This window comes from Paraburkholderia fungorum (assembly GCF_046027605.1).
In the GTDB taxonomy this organism is placed as follows: Bacteria; Pseudomonadota; Gammaproteobacteria; order Burkholderiales; family Burkholderiaceae; genus Paraburkholderia; species Paraburkholderia fungorum_F.
Genome location: NZ_JAQQEF010000029.1, coordinates 35,846 through 61,357, shown reverse-complemented (window position 1 = coordinate 61,357; position 25,512 = coordinate 35,846). Strand labels below are relative to the sequence as shown.

Sequence of the window (25,512 nt, the reverse complement as noted above, 5' to 3'; positions counted from 1 at the left end):
CACGCGCTTCGTCCATCACGCTTCACTTATGCAGCCTTGCGCTTCGACAATTGCGCAATCAGTGCTTTGTTGAACGCCGGAAGATCGTCCGGCTTGCGGCTCGTGATCAGATTGCCGTCCTCGACCACTTCCCGGTCCACCCACGTGCCACCCGCATTGCGAATGTCATCCTGCAGACTCGGCCAGCTCGTCAGCGTGCGTCCCTTGATGATCCCTGCCGAAACCGGCAGCCACCCACCGTGGCAGATCACTGCGATTGGCTTTCTGGCGTCGTTGGCGGACTTGACGAAGGCTTGCGCCTGCGGCAGCAGGCGGATGGCGTCGCCATTCACCACGCCGCCGGGCAGCACGACGGCGTCATAGTCGGCGGAGGTGGTTTTGTCGAAAGTCGAGTCGACTTCCACCGCGTCGCCCTTGTCGACATGCTTGAAGCCCTGGATCTTTCCCGGCTTCGCCGAGATGACGTGTACCGTTGCGCCCGCTTCAGTCAGCGCGCGTTGCGGTTCGAGCAGTTCGGCTTGCTCGAAGCCGTCCACCGCGAGTATCGCTACCTTGTAACCATTCAGCGTGTTAGCCATGCATACTCTCCATTACGTGTTGGTGCAGGGGCCGCGCGGGTCAAGCGGGCGGCCCCTTCGTTACATCCTTCGTTGCCTCATCAGGCAGCAAAAGACGTGCCTACATCCGGCGACTGTCTAGAGGCCTTGCGGATCGTCGTCGAGACCATCGTCATCGTTGGCGCCCAGTGGATCGACAATGCGGTCGGGTTCGATATCGCCGTTTTCCACCAGGGTCGAATCGCCGTCGGCGGCGGCCCGCTCACCGGTGCCGGCGCGATCAGTGTCACTGCCGAGTTCGGTGTCGCCGGTTTCCAGCGCGTGGTTGTCCAGTTCGGAATCGACATCGAATTCATGACGCTTCGCACCGGCTACATCGCTGCCGCTATCGGAAGAATCGCTCGGACCGAGCGCGCCGGTTATGCCTGAAGTTTCCTTGACTACGTGTTGCGGCTCTTCATCGGGATTCAATGTGCTGCTCATGGTGGCCTCCTTGGCTGATTCAATTCAGTAACCCACTTGAGCGTTCGCAAGGACTGTTCCGCTCTCGGAGCGCCATCCTTCCATAGCCGGGATCGTTCCTTTCGCACCTTCCCATCCTTCAATAGCCGGGGATCGTTCCAATTCGCGCATCGCAATCGTTCAATAGCCGGATCGTTTCGTTCGCGCATCGCGCATTCGTCCGCGGATTCGTCAATCAGCCTCCCTATTCAATAGACGCGCCCCGCGCCGGGCATTGCCTTTGCTTGTAGCCAGACATTGGCGCAAAGCGCGCCGCCTGCTTGAAACTTCTACCTGCGACGATGGCTCCCACGACCACACAGATTCGACGCCAACCCGGCCACCAACCCGAACGTCGTACCGACCGTCCGGACGACAGCGCGCGACAAGCCGCGCCCGCCGTGATGCCACCGGGCTTGCGGCACGCGGACGACACCAGACCTGGCTATACGCGCAAGCGTGAAAAAGACGGCTTCGGGTATTTCGATCTGGCGGGCGAGCGCATCGACGACGAAGATGAAATCAAACGCATCAATGCACTCGCCATTCCGCCCGCTTACGAAGACGTCTGGATCTGTCCCGACGCGCGAGGCCATATTCAGGCGACCGGCCGTGACGCGCGCGGGCGCAAGCAATATCGTTATCACCCCCGCTGGCGCGAGACACGCGACGCCGACAAATACGAACGCATGGCGCAGTTCGGCCACGCCTTACCGAAGATCCGCGCACGGGTGGCACGCGATCTGAAACTGCCGGGCATGCCATGCGACAAGGTCATCGCCGCGATCGTGCAGTTGCTCGACACCACGCTGATTCGCATCGGCAGTGTGGAATACGCGCGCGACAACCAGTCGTACGGTTTGACGACGCTGCGCAAGAAGCATGTGAAGATCGAAGCCGGCCAGTTGCGTTTCAGGTTTCGCGGCAAGAGCGGTATCGAGCACGACGTGACCGTGGACAATCCGCGCATCAAACGCATCGTGCGCCGCTGTGCCGAACTGCCGGGCCACGAGTTGTTTCAGTACCTCGACGAAGACGGCACGCGCCGCACGATCGGGTCTGCCGACATCAACGACTATCTGCGCCGCGCGAGCGATGCCGACTTCACCGCGAAGGACTACCGAACGTGGGCCGGCAGCGTTTATGCCCTGGCCGCGCTGCGGCGCCTGATGTGCAGCAGCGCCGCGGAAGCGCGCCGCCATATCGTTGCGACCGTCAAGGACGTGGCGGCGTTACTGCGCAATACCCCGGCAGTGTGCCGCCGTTGCTACATTCACCCGGTGATAATCAGTGCGTTCGAGGCCGACGAGTTACAAAGCTTGCCGCCCGGCCAGGCACGCCGTGGACTAAGAGTGGACGAGGTGGCCTTTGCCGCCTTGCTCGCGCATGCGGAGAAACGCGCGGCGCAGCAGGCGCGCAAGGCTGGCGCCAAGGGTAGAAAGACGCGGGAGGCCGAGGTGACGGACAGCGTCAATGGCTCGCTGACCACGCTGCTGAAAAAATCGCGCGTGGTGCGTAAAGAAGCGGCCGCGAAGACCGACGCCAAGGCGGGTACGCAAACCGGGCGGCGTTTCTGATGCGGCGCCGGCTCACAACCGCGCAGCGCCTCCGCGACAGCGCCGACTCGCACACTGCGCAGCGCCTCCGCAACCGCGCCGACTCGCAAACCGCGCAGGGCCTCCGAAGCCGCGCCGGCTCGCAAACCGCGTGGTGCCTCCGAAGCCGCGCTGACTCATTGACTCGCGGCTGAGGCCGCGGCCGCGCCCGGCGTGCTTGCCGCGTCGGCGGCGGCCGCCGCGCCGCTGCTCGTGTCCGCGGTGCTGCCTGTCGCCGCGTTGCCGTTCATCACGCCGCTGCTGCTCATCGCGGAACTCGCCCCCGTGCTGTCGCTATCGGAGCGTTTACAGCCGGACGCGGCTGTCAGCACGACGATAGCCGCCACCATCAACACCTGTTTGCCCACGCTCTCGTTGAATCGTTGTTTCATCACTGCCTCCCTGATTGGTCGGGCGAAGCCGTTCCCGCGATAAAACGGGCGCCGCCTCGCCTGCCCTCACTCACTTTTGGCGTTACCTACTGGCCTTTGGTGTCGCTGCTCGCGTCGGCTCCCGGCATGTTGGTCGAATCATTCATCGGCTTCTTGGTTTTTGATTTCGACGTGTGATGCATTTTCGACGAGCCGGAACTCATCGCACCCGACGCCGGGTCGCCGCCCGCGGTCGGCCCCGCCGTTGCCGCGCCGTGCGCGTTACCCGAACCGCCGGTGCCGCCGTTGCCACCGTTACCGTTACCGCCGCCCGCTTGCGCGAAAGCGACGCCCGACATCGCGACAAGTGCCGACACGAGTAATGCCTTTGAATATTTCATGGAAATCTCCCTGGATGTATGAACGGCAAGAACAGCAAGATTCCTCCGCAAGGGTTATGCCTCCCGAAGTCGATAAGGATGGCTGAATGCGTGACCTTGTGGTCCGGCGTTTAAACGGTCCGGCGTCCCGGCGAGTACGCGGATGACCATCGAGCCGAGCTTCCACTCACCTCCTTCGCATGTTTCCCGGCTCCCGCGCTCCGCTGCGTGTTTATCCGTTCTCCTCGCCGACGTAGACGAAATAATTTCAAATAACGCAGCATCCTTTACGCGCAGTCTGGCCGCCTGGTCGGACACGTCTTTTAAACGACGCCCACAATTCACCGGCAACGCTTATCCAGCCGCACTGCATCCGGAGGAACGGCGGTTGCTGGGTTCTCCGTACATCGAACCGGTAAAGGAGAAACATCATGCTCAACCAGACACAAAGCCAAGGCGGCATGCGCCAGGGCCAGGGTGCCCATATCATCGGCAAGGGCAGCGCGAGCGCCGACGGTCCCGGTCCGGACGTGATGGCGGCAGCCACGCTCGACGGCAACAAGGTGATCAGCAGCGATGGTGAGGACATCGGCAAGGTCAAGGACATCATGCTCGACGTCGGCTCGGGCCGCATTGCGTATGTGGTGTTGTCGAGCGGCGGCTTTCTCGGCATTGGCGACAAGCTGCTGGCGATCCCGTGGAGCGCCTTGACGCTCGATACGCAGCAGAAGTGCTTCGTTCTCGATATGACGGCCGAGCGCGTGAAGAACGCACCGGGGTTCGACAAGGACCACTGGCCTGCCATGGCGGACCAGACATGGGCCACGTCAGTCCATCAGTACTACGGCAGCGAGCCGTACTGGGGACGCGACCGGTATGATCGCCGCGATGACCTGGGCGTCGGCGACATTCCAGCGGGGTCGTCGGATGCGCCCGAAGCCGGCGGACTGAAGTTGTAATCCTGACCGCGCGCTGCACAGGCGAGGCGGGATATCCGCTTCGTTGCCTGCAGCGTCGAGCCGCGCCTGCGAAATGCGCCGGCAGACCGCTAAAGCGGCAGCCGGCGCATTTCGCTTTGAGCAGACGATTGAAGGAGCGATTGACCAGGCTACGCAAGGAAGCCTTGGAAGCCGAAGCGAACAGCCACGCGGCCGAGGCAAAGTCATCGCGAGCACGACGTCGAGCATGACGTAATAGGGAGGCGAAAGCATGGCCACCAGAAAAACCGGCAAATCGAAACGCCCTGCCACACGCGGCAAGTCGGGACGTCCACCGCGTCAACGGCATGCCCAGGCGCACGCCGCGCATCGCGCGAAGGCCACGAGCCAAAGCAACGCGAAGCGTCCAAAAAAGTGGTCTCATCACGTGATGGAAACCAGCGATGCGATGGACATCGAGCACGATATATTCAAAACTGGCAGCGCGGAGTCGATCGCGAAATCGCTCAAGCAGTCTTCGACGCATAGCCGCCGCCGCAAGGGCACGCCGTTCCAGTCTGCGATGTCGATGCTGAACTTCTACATCAATCGCGCCGGCAGGAATCTGCCGAAGACGCGCCGCGACACCTTGCAACAGGCCAAACGCAAGTTGCGCCAAGCGTTCGGACGCGCGCCCTGAAGGGGCGCGTGGGGTTGATAAATTCGGGCAAGCGCCCTCACCCGGCCGAGCATGCGTCGTCGTTCGCATGCAGGCCTTGACCGGACGTCCATGCACGAAACACTGTGGTTTCTCATCGTCGGCGCCGTGCTCGTTTTCATGGGCGTGGCGGCGACCACCCTCCGGCGGCTGCCCCTTAGCGCCGCGATGTTCTACCTCGCCATCGGCTATGCGCTCGGACCCCCCGGCCTCGACCTCTTGCGCCTCGATATCGTCGCCGAAGCACATCTGCTGCGAATCATCACCGAAGTCGCGCTGCTGGTCTCGCTGTTCGCCATCGGCCTGCGTTTGCGGCTCGGCGTATTCGAAAAGCTCTGGACCGTGCCCCTGCGTCTCGGTTTCCTCGCGATGCTAGCGACCATCCCGCTGCTCACGCTGTTCGGCGTGTACGTGTTGCATCTCGGCTGGGGGCCGTCCCTCGTGCTCGCGGCGATCCTCGCGCCGACCGATCCCGTGCTGGCCCACGACGTCCAGGTCCACAATCCCGGCGATCATGACCTGCTGCGCTTCGCGCTTTCCGGCGAAGGCGGCGTGAACGACGGCATCGCCCTTCCCTTCGCGATGCTCGGTCTCGCGATCTGCGCGGCGCCCGCCGCCCCGGTCGGCGAGGTGCTGACCTTCGGCCTCGCCGGCAGCATCGTCTGGGGCATGGCGGGCGCGATCGCGATCGGTAGCCTGCTCGGCTGGGCCACCACGCATGCGGTCGCCTGGTTGCGCACGCATCATGCGCAGGCGCTCGGACTCGAGGGCTTCTTCGCGCTGGGGCTGATCGAACTTTCGTTCGGCGCCGCGCAACTCGCGCATACCTATGGCTTTCTCGCGGTATTCGCCGCGGGCGTCGCGATGCGCCGCGTCGAGCATCGCGCGAGCGGCGGCGTATCGGCTCGCCAGGCGATCGGCACGGTCGATTCCGAAGACGTCGACGCGACCGCGGCGCACCCGGGCAAAGCGCACGCGTATATGACGGAATCGGTGATGGGCTTCACGATCGAACTCGAACGCATCGCCGAAGTCGCGGTCATGGCGATGGTCGGCAATGTGCTCGCCACGCTGCAAGTCCCGCTTTTCACGTGGCAAACGGTCGCGCTGACCGTTGCGCTGTTCGTGGTCGTGCGGCCGGTGTCGGTGGAATTGTCTCTGCTGGGTTCGAGCGCAACGTCCACGCAGCGGCGTTTGATGAGCTGGTTCGGGATTCGCGGCATCGGCTCGTTTTACTACCTGGCGTATGCGCTCGAACATGGGAAGGCGTCCGATATCACCCCATTGGTGCCGCTCACGCTGGCGGTCGTCGCGGCTTCAGTCGTGATTCATGGTGTCTCGGCGACGCCGCTGATGAACTGGTATCACCGGCTGCGTAGCGGCGAACGCTAGCGCCCGGCAGCCGATCGTGCCGGCTGGCGTCGCCACTCAATCGTAAATTGGAGCCGCTAGAATACGGGACCTTCATGCCGCAACAGCCCCCTTCCTCATTCGATGACCGCTCCCGACGATCCACGGCGCGCCGCCAGGACAAGCGCCGCTAACTCGCTATTTGGTTTTCTCAAGACGCTGCCGTTGCGCGACCGCCTGCTCGAAGGCAGCGTGATGGCCGCGCAGGCCGTGGCCGGCGGAAGCCTTGCATTCGTGATCGGCCGCTGGCTGCATACCGAACAAGCGTTCTGGGCGGCGATTACGGCGATCGCGGTCAGCCAGCATAGCTACATCGACACGCGCAACCTCTCGCGCGATCAGTTTATCGGCGCGATGGTCGGGGCCGTTTGCGGCCTCATCGGCGCGACGTTGGGCGGCGGCTATCTGGCGGCGTACGCGGCCACGGTCGGCGCGGCAATCCTGATTTGCTGGGTCGTGAACGTGGGTAGCGCGGCGCGGCTGGGCGGCATCACCGCGACGATCATGCTGCTGGTGCCGGACGTCGGTTCGCCGTGGGACCGGGCCCTGCTGCGCCTCGGTGAAGTGACGCTGGGCACCGTCTGCGCGTTGCTCGTGACCTTGATCATGTCGTGGATCGAGAAACGCTGGTTCGGCAGACCCGACGCGGCTTAACGGCATCGCTGATCGTTCGCTCGCGGTTGACGCCGGTAACGTCCAGGCGTCACCCCGACGCTCTGCTGAAACGCCTTGCCGAACGCGGCTTCCGATTGGTACCCCACGGCTTCCCCGATCTCCGCGGCGCTACGTTGCGTGCGCAACAACAGATCGCAAGCGATCGTCATGCGGATCTGCATGAGGAAATCCATCACCGTCATGCCCGCGCGCTCGTTGAAGTGGCGCGCGTACGTCGCGCGGGACATCGCCGCGAGTTCACCGAGTTCGGCGATGGTCCAGGCCCGCTCGGGGGCGCCCAGCATGCCTTGTACTGAAGCACCCAGACGCGCGTCGGCCAGCAGCGCCAACACGCCCGAGCCGGATGCATGCTGTTCGCCATGCACGCGCAAGGCCATCGCGAAGAGCGCCTGACTCAAGGCCGTGACGATTGCGAGCGCGCCGGGCTGACGGTGTTGCGCTTCGTCGCGCATCAATGCAATCAACGTCTGCAATGCACCGAGCGATTGCACGCCGCCGAGCGACACATGGAACGGATCAGGCAGCGCATTGAGCAGCAAAGCCGAGGAACCGGGTGCGTAGACAAAGCGGCCGCATAGGAGATCGAGATCGGGGCGCTCATCCGCGCGACTGTCATTGCGGCGCACAGGCAGCATGCCGTCATGATCTGACGCTAGCGGTGCGGTAACGGCCCCGCGGCCCACGTCGCGCACCCGATGCGCCGCGCCGCGCGGAAACAGCAGGAAATCTCCGGCGTTGAGCGTAAGACGCGCGCCGCCCGCGGGTTCGACGACACACGCACCGCCGAGCACCAGATGAAAAGGCGCAATACCCGCCTCCAGCCGCGCATGGTCGATATCGAAGCCGCCCATGAGCAGACAGCGCAGGTCGAGGCTCGCCTGCAGCCGGGCAACGTCGATCAATCGGCTAAGGGTATCCATGAGACGATCGCGCTAAAAGTTGAGCGAAGCGAGTATTCAGGATATCGCGGCACAGCGCAATACTTTGTCCAACGGCACCGGCACCCGCCGGGCCGCGGCAAACAAAGGAGCACTGTCATGTTGAACTGGATCGATTACCGCAAGGAACTGTTCGGCCGCATCGGCGAGATCGCCAAATTGTCGCCGGATACCGCGAGGGGCTATCAGGCGCTGTCGAACGCGGGCCAGAAGGCCGACCTGCTCGGCGCGAAAACGCGCGAGCTGATTTCGCTCGCGGTGGCCGTGACGTTGCGATGCGACGGCTGTATCACCGTGCACACCGCCGAAGCGCTGAAACACGGCGCGACACGCGAAGAGATCGCCGAAGCGCTGGGCGTGGCGGTCGCCGTGAACGCGGGCGCCACGATGGTCTACTCGGCCCGCACGATGGACGCTGTCGCCGCTTATCAGGCGGACAGCAAGCCGGCGGCGTGAAGGAAGTTAGTCTGGGCGAAGCGGCGCGGCGGCACACGGACCGCCCCGCTTGAACGCCGCACCACAGCGTACGCATCTAACCCGTCGCATGCCGCCCGCCATGGTAGTTGCCCTGCACGAGGCAGCCCACTGCGCAAGATCACTGCCCCATCCATTGCCGCTAGCTCCAAGGCAGATCGCGCTGGCGGCGATCTCAACCTAGCGCTGTACCGGATGACGCGCCTCTTCAAGCTGTTTACGGCGCCCCTCACCCTGACGCTCCAGCATCCAGCCCGGATACTCCGCAGGCAGCGTGCTGACCTTGTCGAGCTTCGCCAGCTCGTCGGCGGTGAACGCTACGCCGGTGGCAGCGATGTTGTCGTCGAGTTGCTCGACTTTCTTCGCCCCGACGATCACCGAGGTCACCACGCGTTGATGCAACAGCCACGCGAGCGCGATCTGCGCCACCGACACGTTCTTCGCCTCGGCAATGTCGCGCATCACGTCGATACAGTCATAAGCGCGCTCGCGATTGACCGGCGGAAAATCGAACGTCGTACGACGGCTGCCCGCCTCGCCCTGCTGCTCGCGCCCATATTTGCCGCTCAGCAAGCCGCCGGCGAGCGGACTCCACACCATCAGTCCAAGACCTTCGCTCTGCAGCATCGGCACGAGTTCGCGTTCGAGGTCGCGGCCCGCCAGCGTGTAATACGCCTGTAGGGTTTCAAAGCGCGCGAGGCCGAGGCGCTCCGCAATGCCTAGCGCCTTCACGATCTGCCACGCGGCCCAGTTCGACACGCCGACATAACGCACATGGCCATGCTGCACCAGCGTATCGAGCGCGCGCACGGTTTCTTCGATCGGCGTGGCCGGATCGAAACCGTGGATCTGATAGAGATCGACGTGATCGAGTTGCAGGCGCTTCAGGCTCGCCTTGACACCGTCGATGATGTGATAGCGCGAGGCGCCGCGCGCGTTCGGGAACGCGGCCGTCGGGCCGAATACCTTGGTTGCGACCACCACCTTGTCGCGCGGCACTTTGAGGTTCTTCAGCGCCTGTCCCGTGATCTGTTCCGACAGGCCCTCGGCATAGACGTCGGCCGTGTCGATGAAATTGATGCCTGCGTCGAGCGCCCGGCCGACCAGCCGCTCCGCGTCCGCCTGCTGCAGATCGCCGATCTGTTTCCACATGCCCTCGCCACCGCCGAAGGTCATCGTGCCCATACATAGTTCTGAAACAAACACACCGGTACGGCCTAGCTGGTTGTAACGCATCGTCGAGACTCCGTCATCGATTCGTGGGGGAATGAGCCCTACAGAGTACTGCAGTTGGCGAGATCAGGCAGGCCGCCGCTCGCGTCTGCACGAAGGACCTGACGAAGGTTTCAAGCTCCTTGCGATTCAGATAGTGAGCATAGCAATTTGCCGGCCCGGGGAAATCACCCGTTTCGATCGGAGAGCAAGGCGTTGTGCGGCTCTCCGCAAAGCGTCGTCCGTCCACCACAGATTCGTAAGATGCGTCCGTGCCCATTTGGAAAGTTTTCGTAAGACGTGTATAAGTCGGACCAGTCCGCTCGTATGGTGTAGTACCTTCATTAAGGACCACGCGTATGAAGAAGACGTTTGGAATCGGCTTGGGCAGCGTCGTGCTGTTGTCCAAAGCACTCACCCCTTCCGCAATGGCCGCGTGCAGCAATACCGCACCGCCGAGCAATACGACAGTCACGTGCACCGGCAGCGGTCTCGCCGCCGTCATCGCGCAGACCAGCAGTACCGGCGTGACGATCAATGCCGACAGCACCGCTTCAGGCACTTTCGTGCACAACGCCAATCCGGTCGTCTTCAGCGTGAATCAGAACAGCGCAATCAACAGCAGCGGCAACTTCACGCTGACGGGCGGCGGCGGTTCGGGCACGGTGCGCGGCGCGGTGCTGCTCGGCGTGGGCAACGCGAATCAGCTCACCAATGCGAGCGGCGGCGTCATCACCACGAGCGGCGCCTTCAACGACGGCATGGCCGCCAACGGCAGCGGCAACACCCTGACCAATCGCGGCTCGATTACCACCAGCGGCCCCAATGCGTACGGCATGACAGCGGCGTGGGGACAAACCAATGTCGGCCAGTCGAACAATGCGTTGATCAACAGCGGCACGGTGACGACCTCGGGCAGCAACGCGCGCGCGGCATCGATTCTGGGCGGCAACGGCAGCATCAACAACAGCGGCACGCTGTCCACCTCGGGCGCGGCCAGTCCAACCGCTTATATGCAAGGCAATAACGATCAGCTGATCAACAGCGGCACGATCAGCGCGAGCGGCAGCGGCTCGGATGCGGTGTTTTCGAACACGGCGGGATCGAGCTTCGTGGCGACGATCCAGAACCTCGCGGGCGGCAGCATCATCAGCCAGAACGGCTCCGGCATCCGCACGCTCAACGGCAACAGCACGATTATCAATGCGGGGCTCGTGCAGAGCGGCATCGGTACGGCCATCACCATGGGCAACGGCAACGATGCGTTGATTCTGCAAACCGGCTCCGTGATCAATGGCGCAGCCGACGGCGGAGCCGGATCGAATACGGTGACCTTGCAAGGCTCGGGCACGGCGTCGAACGCGTTCACCAACTTTCAGACCCTGCAGATGCAAGGTGCGCTGTGGAACTGGACCGGCAGCGGCACCTTCACGCTCGCGCATGTCCAGACCGGCACGCTCGATCTCACCGGCACGCTCGGCGCGAGCGCGGCGGCGCTGGTCGATAGCGGCGCGACCCTGCAGGCGAACGCGCAGAACCTGCCCGCCAACGTGACCGACAACGGACTCGTGCGGTTTGCTCAGGACAACGCGGGCACTTACACGGGATCGATCGGCGGCACGGGCGCAGTCGATAAAACCGGCGCCGGTGTGTTGACGCTTGCGCCGGCGGCGGCGAACGGCAACACCTACTCAGGTGGCACGACCATCGATCAAGGCACGATCGCCGTCGGCGCGGACAACGCGCTCGGTGCGAACACAGGCGGCCTGACGTTCAACGGCGGCGCGCTGCAATTAACGACGAGCTTCGACCTCGCCGGCACGCGTGCGATCACGTTGGCAGCGGGCGGCGGGACGATCGATACGCAATCGTTCGACACCGCGCTCGCCCAGGCAGTGAGCGGAACCGGCGCGTTGACGAAAGCTGGCAGCGGCAGCTTGCTGATGACCGGTGTGAGCAGTTATACCGGACCCACCACGGTCGCGGAGGGCACCCTCGCGATCGGCGATGCGGCCCATGCGAATGCCGCGCTGACGGGCGGCGGCGCCACCACGGTGGCGGCGGGCGCGACGTTCGGCGGCTATGGCAGCGTAACGGGCGCAGTGACGAACAACGGCACGCTCGCCGTAGCGAACGCGTTGCCGTCGTTTGCAAGCGAAGGGACCGGCGCGTTCTCGATCAACGGCTCGCTAGTGAATGCCGGACTCGTGCAGATCGGCGGGCCTGCCGCCGCGGGAGTGGGCAACCAGTTGAACGTGACGGGCAACTATGCCGGACAGAACGGCACCATCGGGCTGAACACCGTCGTCGCCGGCGACGGCGCGGCGTCCGATCGCCTCGTGCTGAGCGGCGGAACGGCCACCGGCTCGACGCGCCTGCAAGTCACGAACGTCGGCGGCCAGGGTGCGCAAACGGTAATGGACGGCATTCAGCTGATTCAGGCGACCAACGGCGCCACGACCGACTCCAGCGCCTTCACGCTCGCCGCACCCGTGAAAGCCGGCGCGTACTCCTACTATCTCGCCAAAGGCGGGGTCAGCAGCGGCACCACGGACAACTGGTATCTGCGCAATACGGTTGCGCCGCTGCCGCCCGGGGTGACGTCCACACCGCCCGGCACCCCGGGCTCGCCGGCCACTCCGCCGGGCACACCCGGCACACCCGGCACGCCCGGCACGACACCCGGCACGCCCGGCGAACCTCCCGCTGCCGTGGCGGGCGTCCCGCTCGCAGCGGCCGGCACGCCGCCCTTACCGGCCGCGCCGGCCGCCGGCTCGGCCGCTACGCCGCTCTATCGCGTCGAGGTGCCGGTCTACGCCGCGGCGCCTGGCGTCGCGCGTGAACTCGGCCTGATGCAGATCGACACGTTTCATGACCGGCAAGGCGACCAGGCTTTGCTGAGCGACAGCGGCACGCTGCCGGCAGCATGGGGTCGCGTGTGGGGCGGCCACAGCGTGCTGAGCCAGGACGGTGGGGCGAGTCCGCAATTCGACGGCTCCGTGTATGGCATTCAGGCCGGCCAGGATCTTTACGCCGATCACAGCGCGAGCGGCCAGCGCAATCACTACGGTTTGTTCGTCGGTTTCGCGCGGGCCACGGGCGACGTCGACGGTTTCGCGCTCGGCATGCCCAATCTCGCCGTGGGCCACCTCGCGATCAATGCGTATAGCCTCGGCGGCTACTGGACGCATATCGGTCCGAGCGGCTGGTACACGGACGCCGTGCTGATGGGCAGTTCGTTGACCGTCGATCCGGTCTCGCGCGACGGCATCGGCGCGACGACGCACGGCAACGCGGTGACCGGTTCGCTCGAAGGCGGCCTGCCGATTCCGCTCGGCGCGGGGCTCACGCTCGAACCGCAAGCGCAACTCGTGTGGCAGCATCTGGCGCTGTCCGATTTCAACGATGGCGTCTCGAGCGTCGGCTTCAATAGCGGCAATACTTTCGTCGGACGAATCGGCGCGCGTCTGCAAGGCCAGTTCGATGCGTTCGCGACGCAATGGCGGCCTTATGTGCGCGTCAGCTTCTTGCGCACATTCGGCTCCGACGACAAAGTCACCTTCGGCGGCGGGACCGTGATTCCGGGCAGCGTCGGACAAACCGCGGCGCAGCTCGGCGCGGGCGTGGTCGGTCAATTCAGCAGGTCGGGCAGCGTGTTCGCGACGCTCGGCTGGGTGACGAACCTCGGCGGTGCGCACCAGAGAACGGTGACGGGCGATGCGGGGGTGCGCTGGGTCTGGTAGTCTGGATATCGCTCGACGCGTCCCCATCTATGCAAGCATGACTCCGGCCTCGACATCCGCCACCGCCTTGGGGGCGCATCCAGATTCTTCGGCTTTCGATCCGGCATTGCCGGCTGCTCGCAATGCCGCTGTGAGCCCCCTCGCGGCCAACGCGCTGCGCGACTTCCATCCCGCGGTTGCCGGCTGGTTCCTGAAGACCTTCCCCGCTCCCACTGACGCACAGGCCGCCGCCTGGCCGCAGATTCGCAGCGGGCGCTCAACTCTTGTCGCCGCGCCGACCGGTTCGGGCAAGACGCTCACGGCCTTCCTCTCCGCGCTCGACGATCTGGTGCAGCAAGGCCTCGCCAAGGGTGGTGCGTTGCCCGACGAAACGCTGGTGGTCTACGTCTCGCCGCTGAAAGCGCTCTCCAACGACATCCGCCTCAATCTGCAGGTGCCATTGCAGGGCATCGCCGCGGAACTCGACGCGCGCGGCCTGCCGCCGCTCGACATCCGCACCGCCGTGCGCACCGGCGACACCTCACAGCAGGAGCGCAACGCGCTAAAAAAGCGCGCGCCGCATATTCTCGTCACCACGCCGGAATCGCTGTACGTATTGCTCGGTTCGGACTCCGGCCGCCGCATGCTGTCGACGGTGCGCACGGTGATCGTCGATGAAATTCATGCGCTCGCCGGCAGCAAGCGCGGCAGTCATCTGGCGCTCAGCCTCGAACGGCTCGACGCGCTGTGTCAGCGGCGCTTGCCACGAATCGGCCTCTCCGCCACGCAAAAACCCGTCAGCGCGGTCGCACGCTTTCTGGTGGGCGGCGCCAGCATCGAGAGCAGCGTGCCCGCGGACTGCGCGATCATCGACGTGGGTCACATCCGCGAGCGCGATCTCGCGCTGGAGATTCCGCCGGTGCCGCTCGAAGCGGTCATGCCCAACGAGGTGTGGGAGCGCGTCTACGACCGCCTCGCCGAACTGGTCGCGCTGCATCGCACCACGCTGATTTTCGTCAACACGCGCCGCATGGCCGAGCGCGCCGCACGCCATCTGACCGAACGGCTCGGCAAGGAAGCGGTCGCCGCGCATCACGGCAGTCTCGCCAAGGAACATCGTTTCAACGCTGAACAGCGTCTGAAACGCGGTGACCTGCGCGTGCTGATCGCCACTGCCTCGCTGGAACTGGGCATCGATATCGGTGACGTCGATCTGGTCTGCCAGATGGGTTCGCCGCGCGCGATCGCGCCGTTCCTGCAACGGGTGGGGCGCTCGGGCCACCAGGTCGGCGGCATGCCGAAGGGGCGATTGTTTCCGGCTTCGCGCGACGATCTGATCGAATGCGCGGCGCTGCTCGACTGCGTGAGGCGGGGCGAACTCGACGCGCTGCGGATTCCGCGCGCGCCGCTCGATGTGCTCGCGCAACAGATCGTCGCGGAAGTATCGAGCGCCGAGTGGGACGAAGAGGCGCTGTTCGAGATGATGCGACGCGCGGCACCCTACGCCGATCTGGAGCGCGAGCAATACGACAGTGTGCTGCGCATGCTCGCCGAAGGCTATACGAGCCGCAACGGTCCGCGCGGCGCCTATATTCATCGCGACGTGGTGAGCGGCACCTTGCGCGGGCGGCGCGGCGGCAAACTCGTTGCCGTCACTTCTGGCGGCACGATTCCCGAGAACGCCGACTACGCGGTGGTGCTCGAGCCGCAGGCGATCAATATCGGCACCGTCAACGAGGATTTCGCGGTCGAGAGTCTGGCCGGCGATGTGTTTCAACTGGGCAATGCGTCGTACCGGATTCTGCGTATCGAGAGCGGCCGCGTGCGGGTCGAGGACGCGCAGGGGCAGCCGCCGAATATTCCGTTCTGGCTTGGCGAGGCACCGGGGCGCAGCGATGAATTGTCGTTCGGCGTGGCGCGCTTGCGAGAGCAGATTGGGCGTCTGCTCAACGGGCAGGAGGCCGATACCGACACCGATACCGATGCCGATACCGATATCGACACCGGCACCGACACCGACACCGAAGTCATGCCCGCGCGTCTCCAACGCGCAATCGACTGGCTCATCGACACCCTGGGCCTGGACGAAGCCGCCGCCCGCCAGATCGTCGACTATCTCGCCCGCGCACGCGCCGCGCTGAGCGTACTGCCTTCGCAAAACACGCTCGTGATGGAGCGTTTCTTCGACGAATCGGGCGGCACGCAGCTGGTGATCCATGCGCCGTTCGGCAGCCGCGTGAACCGTGCATGGGGCCTCGCGTTGCGCAAGCGCTTTTGCCGGACCTTCAACTTCGAACTGCAAGCAGCCGCGACGGAAGACGCGATCGTGTTGTCGCTGACTGGCAGCCATTCGTTCGTCCTCGACGAAGTCTGGCGTTACCTGCATTCGAACAGCGCCGAACATGTGCTGATCCAGGCGCTGCTCGACGCGCCGCTGTTCGGCGTGCGCTGGCGCTGGAACGCGACTACCGCGCTCGGCCTGCCGCGTTATACCGGCGGGCGCAAGACGCCGCCGCAATTGCAGCGCATGCGCAGCGAGGATCTGCTGACGAGCGTGTTTCCCGAGCAGGCCGCGTGTCTGGAGAACGTCGTCGGCGAGCGCGAGTTGCCGCATCATCCGTTAGTGGACCAGACCGTCGACGACTGCCTGCACGAAGCGATGGACAGCGAAGGCTGGATTGCGTTGCTGCGCCGTGTCGAACAGGGCGACGTGCAACTGGTCGCCCGCGACCTGCCGGCGCCCTCGCCGCTTGCCGCCGAAATTCTCAACGCCAAGCCTTACGCCTATCTCGACGACGCCCCGATCGAAGAGCGCCGCACGCAAGCCGTGCTGAATCGCCGCTGGACCGATCCGTCCAGTGCCGACGACCTCGGCGCGCTCGATGCCGACGCGATCGACAGCGTGCGCGACGAAGCATGGCCGCAGGCGCGCGGCGTCGACGAGATGCATGAGGCGCTCACGGGCCTTGCCTGCATCACCGAGGCCGAAGCGCGCCATAGCGAAGGCTGGCCGGCATGGCTTGCGTCGCTCGCCGAATCGGGCCGTGCAACGCTTCTGCGGCTTGCGGCGGACGACGCGCTGTGGCTGCCCGTCGAGCGTCTGACCTGTTTCCAGGCGCTCTACCCCGACGCTGTGTTCGAACCGCCGCTGAACGCACCGAAGGGCTATACGGACACGTGGAGCACCGACGACGCACTGCTCGACGTGCTGCGCGCCCGGCTGACCGGCTTCGGCCCGCTGCCCGTGCGCGTGATCGCAGAGGCGCTGAAGTTGCCGGCAGCATCGATCGAACCCGCGCTGACGCGTCTCGAAGCGGAAGGCTACGTGATGCGCGGCCGCTTCTCGCCGGGCGCCACCGAGGAAGAATGGTGCGAGCGTCATTTGCTGGCGCGGATCCACCGTTACACGGTGAAACGCCTGCGGCGCGAAATCGAGCCGGTGGAACGGCACGACTTCATGCGCTTTCTGTTCGAGTGGCAGCATCTGACACCGGACACCCGCAGCGAAGGACGTGACGCGTTGGCCGCCGTACTCGAGCAAATGGAGGGTTTTCAGGCCGCGGCGGGTGCATGGGAAGAAGACATCCTGCCGGCGCGCGTGAAGGCGTACGCAAACGTTTCGCTGGACGAACTATGCCGCGCCGGCAAGATCGTCTGGACCCGTCTGACCGAGCGGGCACGCGGTGCCGCCGGACCGGTGCGCAGCACGCCGATCGTGCTTTTGCCGCGTGCTCAGGTGCGCGTATGGCGCGCGCTGCTCGACCCGTCGAAACAACCGGAGCTATCGGCTCGCGCACAAAGCGTCCATGACACATTAGCGCAACATGGCGCGATGTTCTTCGACGAATTGCTGACTGAAGTCGGCGGCTTGCGCATGGAACTGGAGAGCGCGCTGGGCGAACTGGTTGCCGCGGGCCTCGTGAATTCCGACAGTTTCGCAGGCTTGCGGGCGTTGCTGAAGCCGGTCGCCAAACGCAGTGCCTATTCGAGCAGCCGGCGCGTCAGGTCGAGTGCGTTGATCGGCGGCATGGACGACGCAGGACGCTGGGCGCTCATCAAACGGCCGGCGAAAGCAGAATCCGCTAGCCGCAACGGTGACGACAACGGCAGCGAAAACGGCGGCAGGCCCGCGCTCACCGTCAACGGACGGCGTGCGCCGCTCGCACCGGAGATACTCGAACACATCGCGATGACGCTGCTACGCCGCTACGGTGTGGTGTTCTGGCGCCTGCTCGAACGCGAAGCCGAATGGCTGCCGCCATGGCGCGATCTGTTGCGGGTCTTTCAGCGACTCGAAGCGCGGGGCCAGGTGCGTGGCGGGCGCTTCGTCAACGGGCTCGCTGGCGAGCAATTTGCGTTGTCCGAGGCGATCCCCTTGCTGCGCGAAGTGCGCCGGCATGCGCACGACAGTGTCTGGGTGTGTGTCTCGGCGACCGATCCGCTCAATCTCGCCGGCACCTTGCTGACCGGTGACAAGGTACCGTCGGTGGCCGGCAACCGCCTGCTGTTTCGCGACGGTATCGTGGTCGCCACACTCGTTGGCGGCGACTTTAATTTTCTGCCCACGCTCGGCACCGACACGGAAGCAAAGACCGAGGCCCGTTTGCGGCTCGCGAGACGTTATTGATCGAGCCACGCAGGCCCGTCAAAACGGGTTGGCCTTGTCAGCGATCTGATCGCCTGTGCTGAACGGCCTGTCGAATTTCAATCCCGTCGGCAAAAGCAAAAAAGCACGCTTGTGCTGTATCGAGTAAAACCCGCGTCATCCACCCGCAATATAAAAGCGGGCACAAGCCACACCTGGGTGAGCCCCCGAATAAATGCTTAAAGCCGGCGGCCATTGCAACCGTTAATGTTTACAGGCCCGAACGCCAGCCGCTTAGCTACAATGGGGGCAGTCTTTTAAGTATGATGAAGACTGTTTGCCGCCATCCCGCCTTCACGACGGACTCATCGGCACACACGCCCGGGGATCTCATGAACGACGACCAACACGATCAGGTGCTTTTTGCGCAGTTCGGCACAAGCAGCCCTTGCTGGCGTCTGTCGAACGACAGCAACGCACTGGAACTCACGCCCGTCACCGGCGAGGTGCCCGCCAATGTCGCCATTCCTCTGAATCCCCAACAGGCTTCGCAAATCCGTTGCCTGACCGGCGTCACCTCGCATCTCATCCTCGACGTGCGGCTGTTCGGCGAACCTCTGCGCCTGCATCTCGTCGGTAAAAAGCTCGCCAGCAATACGTGGGCCGGTACCGCCTCGGCTTATGACGACACCGAGTCCGTCGCGCGCGATCTGGTCCACGGTCTTTCGTTCGCCGAACAGGTTGTCTCCGAAGTCAATTCGGTCGTGGTCATCGTCGACAGGCACGGCCGTATACAGCGCTTCAACCGTCTCGCCGAGGAACTCACCGGCGTCAAGGAAGAAGACATCGTCGGCCGCAATGTGTGGGCGCTGTTCATGACCACCGAATCCGGCGCGGCGTCGAGCCAGAACATCACGGGGTTCTTCAATCGCGGCGTCTCGTACGAAGTCGAGCGGCGCGTCAAGACCATCCATGGCGAGCGGCTCTTCCTGTTTCGCAACAAGTTCGTTCACAGCGGCAGCGGCGTAGAAGAGCAATTTCTGATCTGCTCGGGCACCGACATTACCGAAGAGCGGCTCGCGCAGGAAAGGCTTACCGAACTGGCGAACACCGATTCGCTCACCGGCCTTGCCAATCGCAACGCGATCCAGGACAAGATCCGTACTGCAATCGAAGAAGCCGGCCCGGACGAATCGGTCGGCGTGCTGTTCCTCGATCTCGACAACTTCAAAAAGGTCAACGACCACTACGGCCACGTGTTCGGCGACCGGCTGATCCGCGATGTGTCGGCGGCCATCCGCACCTGCCTGAACGAAGACGATGCGCTCGCGCGCCTCGGCGGCGACGAATTCATCGTGCTCGCCGCCAAAGGCACCGCTCACGACCTCGAAGTCACCGCGCAGCGCATTCTCGAACGTTTGCGCACGCCGTTCAGCCTGGGGCTCGTCGAGGTCTACACCGGCTGCTCGATCGGCATCGCGCGCTATCCGGAACACGGCGACAGCCTCGAATCGCTGATCCGTTCCGCGGACACGGCCATGTACGTCGCCAAAGATGAAGGCAAGCGCACCTATCGCGTGTTCTCGCCCGACATGAACCGCAAGGTCGCCGAGTACATGTGGCTCGATACCAACCTGCGGCGCGGCCTCGAGGAAGGCCAGTTGACCCTGCACTATCAACCCAAGCTCGTACTCGCCACCGGTGCCGTGCAGGGCGCGGAGGCGCTGGTCCGCTGGAATTCGCCGGAGCGCGGCCAGATCATGCCGGCCGAATTCATCCGTTATGCCGAAGAATCCGGGCTGATCGGCGTGCTCGGCCGCTGGGTCATGGAAACGGCGGCGCGGCAGGCGGCCAAATGGAAAGCGGACGGCTACAACCTGCGCATCGCGATCAACGTGTCGGCACGGCAACTGGTCGATACCGCCGTGGTGCGGCATTTCAGCGAAGCGCTGCAGAGCGCGAACCTCGATCCGTGTCTGGTCGACCTCGAACTCACCGAGAGTTGCCTGATCGAGGACGAAGCGGCTGCGATCGATCTGATCAAGCAATTCCGCCAGCTGGGCGCTCAGGTTCATCTGGACGACTTCGGCACCGGCTACTCGTCGCTCTCGCAATTGGGCCGTATTCCGCTCGACGTCATCAAGCTCGACCGCAGTTTCGTCCGTTCGATCAATGCCGACACTAAAGCGCAAGCCCTGGTGCGCTCGATGGTGGCGGTCGCGCAGGAACTGGATTTCAAGGTGGTCGCCGAGGGGATCGAAACCGAGTCCGAAGAAGTGTTCATGAAGGGACTGGGCGTGGATTACGTGCAGGGCTTTCTGTACGGTCAGGCCATGCCGGCCGCCGAATTCGAGCGCTGGTTGCAGGATAGGCAGAAGCTCAGACTGATTGCCTGAGGTTTGACGCGCCGCGCAGGAAGGCCGCTCGGTGGGCGCCCCCGCGGGAAGTCTCCCAGGGAGCGCCGCTCACGCGCGATCGTGTTGGGCGCCGGAGCGATTCAGGCGAAATTGGCCGCGCTGGCGCTCGCCTGGCGCAGGTTCGACGTCCGGCGGTTTTGCAGCATCACCAGCCGCTCCATGAAGGCGAGGTCCTTTTCCTCGATCGTGAAGGCTGCGTCCACCCAGTCCTCGGTGATTTCCATCAATTCGGCCCGCGAGAGCTGCAGCACGCGCTGGCGCGCCCGCAGCATCGCGCGGATGCCGTTCATCTTCGGCCGGAGTGTGTCGATAAAGGTGCGCGTCGCCATATAGGCATCGCCCGGTTCGAACAGCTGGTCGACCAGCCCCTTGCCGAAGTGCCACTCTGCCGTATGCGATTCCCCCACGCCGATCAATTCCTCGGCCAGACGCATGCCCGCCTTGCGCGCGACCAGTGAATAACCGCCCATGCCCGGGAACAGGTTGAACGCGATTTCCGGAAAACCCATCCGCGCGTCGGTCTGCGCCAGCAGGAAATGATGTGCGAGCGCCGCCTCGAACCCGCCTCCCAGCGCCGTGCCCTCCACCATCGCGATCGAAATTGCCCCCGTATCGAAGCCGCGAGCCGCGCCATGCACACAATCGACACAGGCGCGCGCGTACGCCAGCAGCGCCTGGCGCTTACCGGAGCGGATCGTGTCGGCGAAGAAATCGAGGTCGCCGCCGACGTTGAACATGGTCGGGATCAACGAACCGGTCACCCAGAAGTCGATCGGCAAGCCTGACTCTCGCGCTGCCTGCGCGAGAGTCAGAATGTCGTGCACCAGATCGAGATTGAAACAGGGACGCGGCTGTGCCCGCAGCATCATCCACATGATGTTGCGGCCTTCTTCATAGTAAGCGGAGACTTGCGACAAATTGCCGGCTTCGAGAAACGGACGGCAGGCGTGGTGATTATGCAAGTTCATTTTGATCGGTCCTTTTAGGGTTAAACACTGGTATTGCAATGCGAGCCTAAAGCAGACCGGAATAGGATGGGAGCGGGGTAACCAACAGATGAATGCAACACGCGCGTGAAGCCCCGGCTGGCGGCGCTCTGCGGGGAGGAGAACGGCGTACGGAAAGATCCCGGCGGTGCAAACGGTTGCGCACCGGAGATGGGCGAAATTAACCCGCAAAAGGAACATACCGCCGCTATAAATTAGCGCACGAACAAAGCGGGAATTTCTTGCCGGATTGGAAAGAGAAAGAATAGCCCTGGATTAGGCAATGCAATCGAAATATGACTTGCAGATGATTGTTTTTCTATTTGTGGGCTAACAGACGGAATATGCAAATTGAATAATTAAATGCAGGCGCGGCAAAGCGCCCGCTATTCGCACGCAATGAAGGCTATTGCAACTTCGCGGACCATCGCTCGGCCTGCTCCGCGCTCATGCCGACGGCCAATGCCGCCGCGCGGATCTGCGCCCACGTAGCCGGGTCGACGGGAACGCCTTCGGCCTCGCGTTGCGCGCGCATCATCCGCTCGGGTTCGCCGGGCTCATAGATACGCTCCGCGCCGGCCGCAAGCGGCGAAGCCTTCACCCAGTCGATGAACGCATCGGCCTCGGCTTGCGCGGCGGGTGCGTCGAACGCGGCCGGGTCGACGATCACCGAGAGCATGCAGTTGATGATCGCGTTGGTCGTGCCGAGCGTGTCCGTATGCGTGGTGAAGCCACCGGAGAGCGCACCGGCGAAAATCTCGCACATTGCCGCGAGCCCGAAACCCTTGTGACCACCGAACGGCGTCAACGAGCCGAACGGCGCTTCGTGCATGACTTTAGGGTCGAGCGTCGGAAAGCCCTCGTGATCGATCAGCGCGCCGGGCGGCACATGCTTGCCCTGGTTATAGGCGACGCGCGTTTTGCCGTACGCCACGGTGCTGGTCGCGAAGTCGAGCACGAGCGGCGGCTTGCCGGGCCGCGGATACGCTGCGCAAAATGGATTCGTACCGATGCGGCGATCCGCGCCCCCAAACGGCGCGACCAGCGGATCGCCCGCCACATTGACGAAATGGAAGGAGACCAGGCCGGCGCGCGCGCATTGTTCGGCCCAGTGCCCGATGCGCCCGATATGGTGCGCGCTGCGCAAGCCGACCGCGCAGATGCCGAGGCGTTTCGCGCGCTCGATGCCCTGCTCCATCGCCTCGAACGCGACAACCTGACCGAAGCCTCTCGCGCCTTCGACGGTCAGGACGGCGCCCGCGTCTTTCACGATCTGCGCGTGCAGGTTCAGTTGCAGTTGCTCATCGGCCAACGACGCCACATAGCGCGGAATCATCCCCACGCCATGCGAATCGTGACCGGTCAGATTCGCCGCGACCAGATGATCGGCAACCAGGCCGGCTTCGCGCGGCGTGCTGCCCGCCTGCTCCCAGATCGCCCGTACGTAGGCATGCAGTTGATCGGCCGGAATCCGGGGCGAAGTGGGTTCAGCAGTCGGGTTGTCGGTCATTCACAGTGCCGGCGTGAGTGGAAAGGTCAAGGCGCGATCAACACGGGATCAAATCAGGATCAAGGCGCGGCGGCGATCACCTGGGCAACGGCTGCGGTCAGCTTCTTGCCGTACGGCACGTGCAGGAACTCGTTGGGTCCGTGCGCATTCGACTTCGGCCCGAGTACGCCGCACACCATGAACTGCGACTTCGGGAAGCCCGACTTCAGTACGTTCATCAACGGGATCGTGCCGCCCTGTCCCATGTAGGCAACGTCCGCGCCGTAATGCGCGCGCGACGCGTCGTTGAGCGCCGTGGCGAGCCACGGTGCGAGATCGGGCGCGCTCCAGCCGCTCGCCGCGCCGGCGTCCGGCTTGAACGTCACCCTGGCGTTATACGGCGGGTCGAGTTCGAGCAGCGCCTTCAGCTCGGCGACGGCCTTTTCCGCTTCGATCAGCGGTGGCAGGCGCAGCGACAGCTTGAACGCCGTGCGCGGACGCAGCACGTTGCCCGCGTCGGCGAGCGCGGGTAAGCCGGCCGCGCCGGTCACCGACAGCGACGGACGCCACGTCGAGTTGAGCAGCGCCTCCTGTGGATCGGTGGTGGTGGGCAGCACCTGACGGCCGTCCTGCCCGCAGGCCCACGGCAGCTTCTTCCAGACGTCGTCGCCGAGAATCTGGGCGGTGGCTTCCGCTTCGCGCAGACGTTCCGCCGGGATCTGGACGTGGAACCCCTTCGGCAGCAGCGTGCCATTGGCGGAATCTTCGAGACGGTCGAACAGTTGCCGCATGATGCGGAAACTCGACGGCGCAATTCCGCCGTAACCGCCCGAGTGAATACCTTCGTCGAGCACCTGGACTTCGAGGTCGCCGGCAACCAGACCGCGCAGCGAGGTGGTGAGCCAGAGTTGATCGTAATTGCCCGCACCCGAGTCGAGACATACGACGAGACCGACTTTGCCCAGCCGCTCGCGTAATGCGTCGACGTACGGCAGCAGATCGTAGCTGCCCGATTCCTCGCAGGTTTCGATCAGGCCGACACAACGCGGACGTTCGACACCTTGCGCGTCCAGCGCGGCCAGTGCCGTGAGGCTTGCGTAGATCGCGTAGCCGTCGTCGGCCCCGCCGCGGCCGTACAGCTTGTCGTTTTCGAGCTTCGGCGTCCAGGGGCCGAGGTCGTTGCGCCAGCCGTCGAACTCAGGCTGCTTGTCGAGGTGGCCGTACAGCACGATGGTTTCCTCGCTGCCCGAACGGGTCGCGGCCGTTTCGAAGAAAATCACCGGCGTGCGGCCCGGCAGACGAATCACTTCGAGTTTCAGGCCGCGCACCGGCTGCTGCTCGGCCCATTGCGCCGCGTCGGTGATCACGCGTTCGAGATAGCCGTGCTTGACCCACTCGGGATCGAACGCCGGACTCTTGGCCGGCACCGCGATGTAGTCCGTGAGCGCGGGCACGATCTCGTCGTTCCATTTGCGGTCTACGAACTCGCGTAGCGTGTCCTGGTTGATGCGCTGCGTCTGCTGGGTCGTATCGTCGGAGATCATGATGGCGGTCCGTGGCGGTTCTGTTCAGTCGAAACGTCCATGATAGTCCCGATGCGCGATCGGCTGAACCCCTTGCCGTGCATTGCGCGCCGAGCACGACGCTGGGCGCCGCGTCGTGAGGCGCGCAGCTGGAGGGTTGCGGGGTTTCGTTGCGGAGACTTCTCTGCACGATTTCAAAGCGATATCGCACATCGAATCTGCGCGAGAAAAACAATCGAGCGACAATCGCGGCATAGATCGCGTCCTGGGGAGCCGTACTATGAGTGGCGTCGTCATACTTCAGGCCATCGCCGCGGTGTTCGCGCTGGCACTGTATTTTCTGCCGAGCATTCTCGCGGACCGGCGCAAGCGCCATGACGTGCTGACGCTGGCACTCTTCAATGCGTGCCTCGGCTGGACGGGTTTTGGCTGGCTGCTCGCGCTCTACTGGTCGTTGCAGCCGAACCCGCCGAAGAACGTAGCCGGCGAAGTGGTAGAGACGCGGAAGATCGTGCGGATGCGAGCGTTTTCGTCAGCGCTTCTGGTGCGTGTGCAAAGGCGTGCAACGGCGCGTGAGCGCGGGGAGAAATAATCGGGCCGCAAATCGGGCCCCGGGTCGAGCCGCAAATCAGGCCGCGCGGCCCATTCTGCCCCACAGCACCGAGCCGGCGGGAATCGAGCGGGGCTCGGCCCGCACACTATCGTGCGCGAACATTTCGCGGCGCAATTCACCGTGTTCGTCAAACCATTCGCAAATCAGCCAATCGCCAGGATTGAGCGCTACCGGACCTGCGTAAGTCACGGTCATGCGCGAGCCGCCTTCCTTCAATGTGACGACGTCGCCGACATTGAAGTGTGCGGCTGGCGGTGTGTCGAATTCGTCAATGGTCGCGGTCAGCATATTCAACCCCCTACGGAACCCGTTGAACGGAATTAAGTTATCGCATCGTGCTTTGCAACATTGAACCAGCGAAGGAAAACTCTAAAAAGTTTGCCAAGATTAACAATCGAAATTAACCACCGCAAGCGCTTTTTATTGATA

20 protein-coding genes are annotated in these 25,512 nt (G+C 64.1%); 10 read left to right on the top strand and 10 right to left on the bottom strand.

Going from position 1 to position 25,512, the window contains the following annotated elements:
• Window positions 1-26: 26 nt before the first annotated feature.
• Window positions 27-578 (bottom strand): type 1 glutamine amidotransferase domain-containing protein, encoded by a 552-nt coding sequence (locus PQR53_RS32540; RefSeq protein ID WP_408463522.1) that lies wholly within the window; start codon window positions 576-578, stop codon window positions 27-29.
• A 117-nt stretch (window positions 579-695) separates the two neighbouring features.
• Window positions 696-1,040, bottom strand: a complete 345-nt coding sequence (locus PQR53_RS32535) for a chemotaxis protein (RefSeq protein WP_408463519.1) — start codon at window positions 1,038-1,040, stop codon at window positions 696-698.
• A 320-nt stretch (window positions 1,041-1,360) separates the two neighbouring features.
• On the opposite strand from PQR53_RS32535, the gene PQR53_RS32530 reads away from it, so the two are divergent.
• Complete coding sequence (locus tag PQR53_RS32530) at window positions 1,361-2,635, top strand: DNA topoisomerase IB (protein WP_408463516.1); 1,275 nt, start codon at window positions 1,361-1,363, stop codon at window positions 2,633-2,635.
• Window positions 2,636-2,790: 155 nt separating this feature from the next.
• Here PQR53_RS32530 and PQR53_RS32525 read toward each other — a convergent pair whose 3' ends face one another.
• Entirely contained in the window at window positions 2,791-3,045 is a 255-nt protein-coding gene (locus PQR53_RS32525) for a hypothetical protein (RefSeq protein WP_408463513.1), read from the bottom strand.
• Between the two features lie 86 nt (window positions 3,046-3,131).
• Complete coding sequence (locus PQR53_RS32520) at window positions 3,132-3,425, bottom strand: hypothetical protein (protein ID WP_408463511.1); 294 nt, start codon at window positions 3,423-3,425, stop codon at window positions 3,132-3,134.
• A 410-nt stretch (window positions 3,426-3,835) separates the two neighbouring features.
• On the opposite strand from PQR53_RS32520, the gene PQR53_RS32515 reads away from it, so the two are divergent.
• The 4 genes from PQR53_RS32515 (at window position 3,836) to PQR53_RS32500 (ending at window position 7,103) form a co-directional block, all read left to right on the top strand.
• Window positions 3,836-4,363 (top strand): PRC-barrel domain-containing protein, encoded by a 528-nt coding sequence (locus PQR53_RS32515; protein ID WP_408463509.1) that lies wholly within the window; start codon window positions 3,836-3,838, stop codon window positions 4,361-4,363.
• Window positions 4,364-4,613: 250 nt separating this feature from the next.
• Entirely contained in the window at window positions 4,614-5,021 is a 408-nt protein-coding gene (locus tag PQR53_RS32510) for a DUF3175 domain-containing protein (RefSeq protein ID WP_408463506.1), read from the top strand.
• 90 nt (window positions 5,022-5,111) lie between these two features.
• On the top strand, window positions 5,112-6,431 hold the full coding sequence (locus tag PQR53_RS32505) for a cation:proton antiporter (protein ID WP_408463504.1): 1,320 nt from the start codon (window positions 5,112-5,114) through the stop codon (window positions 6,429-6,431).
• A gap of 102 nt (window positions 6,432-6,533) precedes the next feature.
• A complete protein-coding gene (locus tag PQR53_RS32500) occupies window positions 6,534-7,103 on the top strand; it encodes an FUSC family protein (protein WP_408463501.1) in 570 nt (189 codons plus the stop codon).
• Here PQR53_RS32500 and PQR53_RS32495 read toward each other — a convergent pair.
• Complete coding sequence (locus PQR53_RS32495) at window positions 7,100-8,044, bottom strand: cupin domain-containing protein (protein WP_408463498.1); 945 nt, start codon at window positions 8,042-8,044, stop codon at window positions 7,100-7,102. The two genes, PQR53_RS32500 and PQR53_RS32495, sit on opposite strands and share 4 nt — an antisense overlap.
• A 117-nt stretch (window positions 8,045-8,161) precedes the next feature.
• On the opposite strand from PQR53_RS32495, the gene PQR53_RS32490 reads away from it, so the two are divergent.
• On the top strand, window positions 8,162-8,518 hold the full coding sequence (locus PQR53_RS32490) for a carboxymuconolactone decarboxylase family protein (RefSeq protein WP_408463496.1): 357 nt from the start codon (window positions 8,162-8,164) through the stop codon (window positions 8,516-8,518).
• A gap of 198 nt (window positions 8,519-8,716) precedes the next feature.
• Here the strand turns inward: PQR53_RS32490 and PQR53_RS32485 are convergent, their stop codons facing one another.
• Window positions 8,717-9,772 (bottom strand): aldo/keto reductase, encoded by a 1,056-nt coding sequence (locus PQR53_RS32485; protein ID WP_408463493.1) that lies wholly within the window; start codon window positions 9,770-9,772, stop codon window positions 8,717-8,719.
• A gap of 335 nt (window positions 9,773-10,107) precedes the next feature.
• On the opposite strand from PQR53_RS32485, the gene PQR53_RS32480 reads away from it, so the two are divergent.
• From PQR53_RS32480 to pdeR, 3 genes are all read left to right on the top strand, one after another.
• Entirely contained in the window at window positions 10,108-13,491 is a 3,384-nt protein-coding gene (locus PQR53_RS32480) for an autotransporter outer membrane beta-barrel domain-containing protein (protein ID WP_408463490.1), read from the top strand.
• Window positions 13,492-13,528: 37 nt separating this feature from the next.
• Window positions 13,529-18,097 (top strand): DEAD/DEAH box helicase, encoded by a 4,569-nt coding sequence (locus PQR53_RS32475; RefSeq protein WP_408463487.1) that lies wholly within the window; start codon window positions 13,529-13,531, stop codon window positions 18,095-18,097.
• A gap of 350 nt (window positions 18,098-18,447) precedes the next feature.
• Window positions 18,448-20,451, top strand: a complete 2,004-nt coding sequence (pdeR, locus tag PQR53_RS32470) for a cyclic di-GMP phosphodiesterase (protein WP_408463484.1) — start codon at window positions 18,448-18,450, stop codon at window positions 20,449-20,451.
• Window positions 20,452-20,552: 101 nt separating this feature from the next.
• Here pdeR and PQR53_RS32465 read toward each other — a convergent pair whose 3' ends face one another.
• The 3 genes from PQR53_RS32465 to PQR53_RS32455 form a co-directional block, all read right to left on the bottom strand.
• The gene (locus PQR53_RS32465) at window positions 20,553-21,440 is read right to left on the bottom strand and encodes a crotonase/enoyl-CoA hydratase family protein (protein WP_408463481.1); all 888 of its coding nucleotides are present in this window, start codon (window positions 21,438-21,440) and stop codon (window positions 20,553-20,555) included.
• Window positions 21,441-21,864: 424 nt separating this feature from the next.
• A complete protein-coding gene (locus PQR53_RS32460) occupies window positions 21,865-22,968 on the bottom strand; it encodes a malate/lactate/ureidoglycolate dehydrogenase (protein ID WP_408463478.1) in 1,104 nt (367 codons plus the stop codon).
• A 59-nt stretch (window positions 22,969-23,027) separates the two neighbouring features.
• Window positions 23,028-24,491, bottom strand: coding sequence for a M20 family metallopeptidase (locus PQR53_RS32455; RefSeq protein ID WP_408463475.1), 1,464 nt, complete (start codon window positions 24,489-24,491; stop codon window positions 23,028-23,030).
• Window positions 24,492-24,750: 259 nt separating this feature from the next.
• Here PQR53_RS32455 and PQR53_RS32450 point away from each other — a divergent pair, with 259 nt between their 5' ends.
• The gene (locus PQR53_RS32450) at window positions 24,751-25,062 is read left to right on the top strand and encodes a superinfection immunity protein (RefSeq protein WP_408463472.1); all 312 of its coding nucleotides are present in this window, start codon (window positions 24,751-24,753) and stop codon (window positions 25,060-25,062) included.
• 36 nt (window positions 25,063-25,098) lie between these two features.
• On the opposite strand, the gene PQR53_RS32445 is transcribed toward PQR53_RS32450, so the two are convergent.
• Window positions 25,099-25,371: a YodC family protein gene (locus PQR53_RS32445; protein WP_408463469.1), complete on the bottom strand. Its 273-nt coding sequence runs from the start codon at window positions 25,369-25,371 to the stop codon at window positions 25,099-25,101.
• Window positions 25,372-25,512 lie beyond the last annotated feature (141 nt).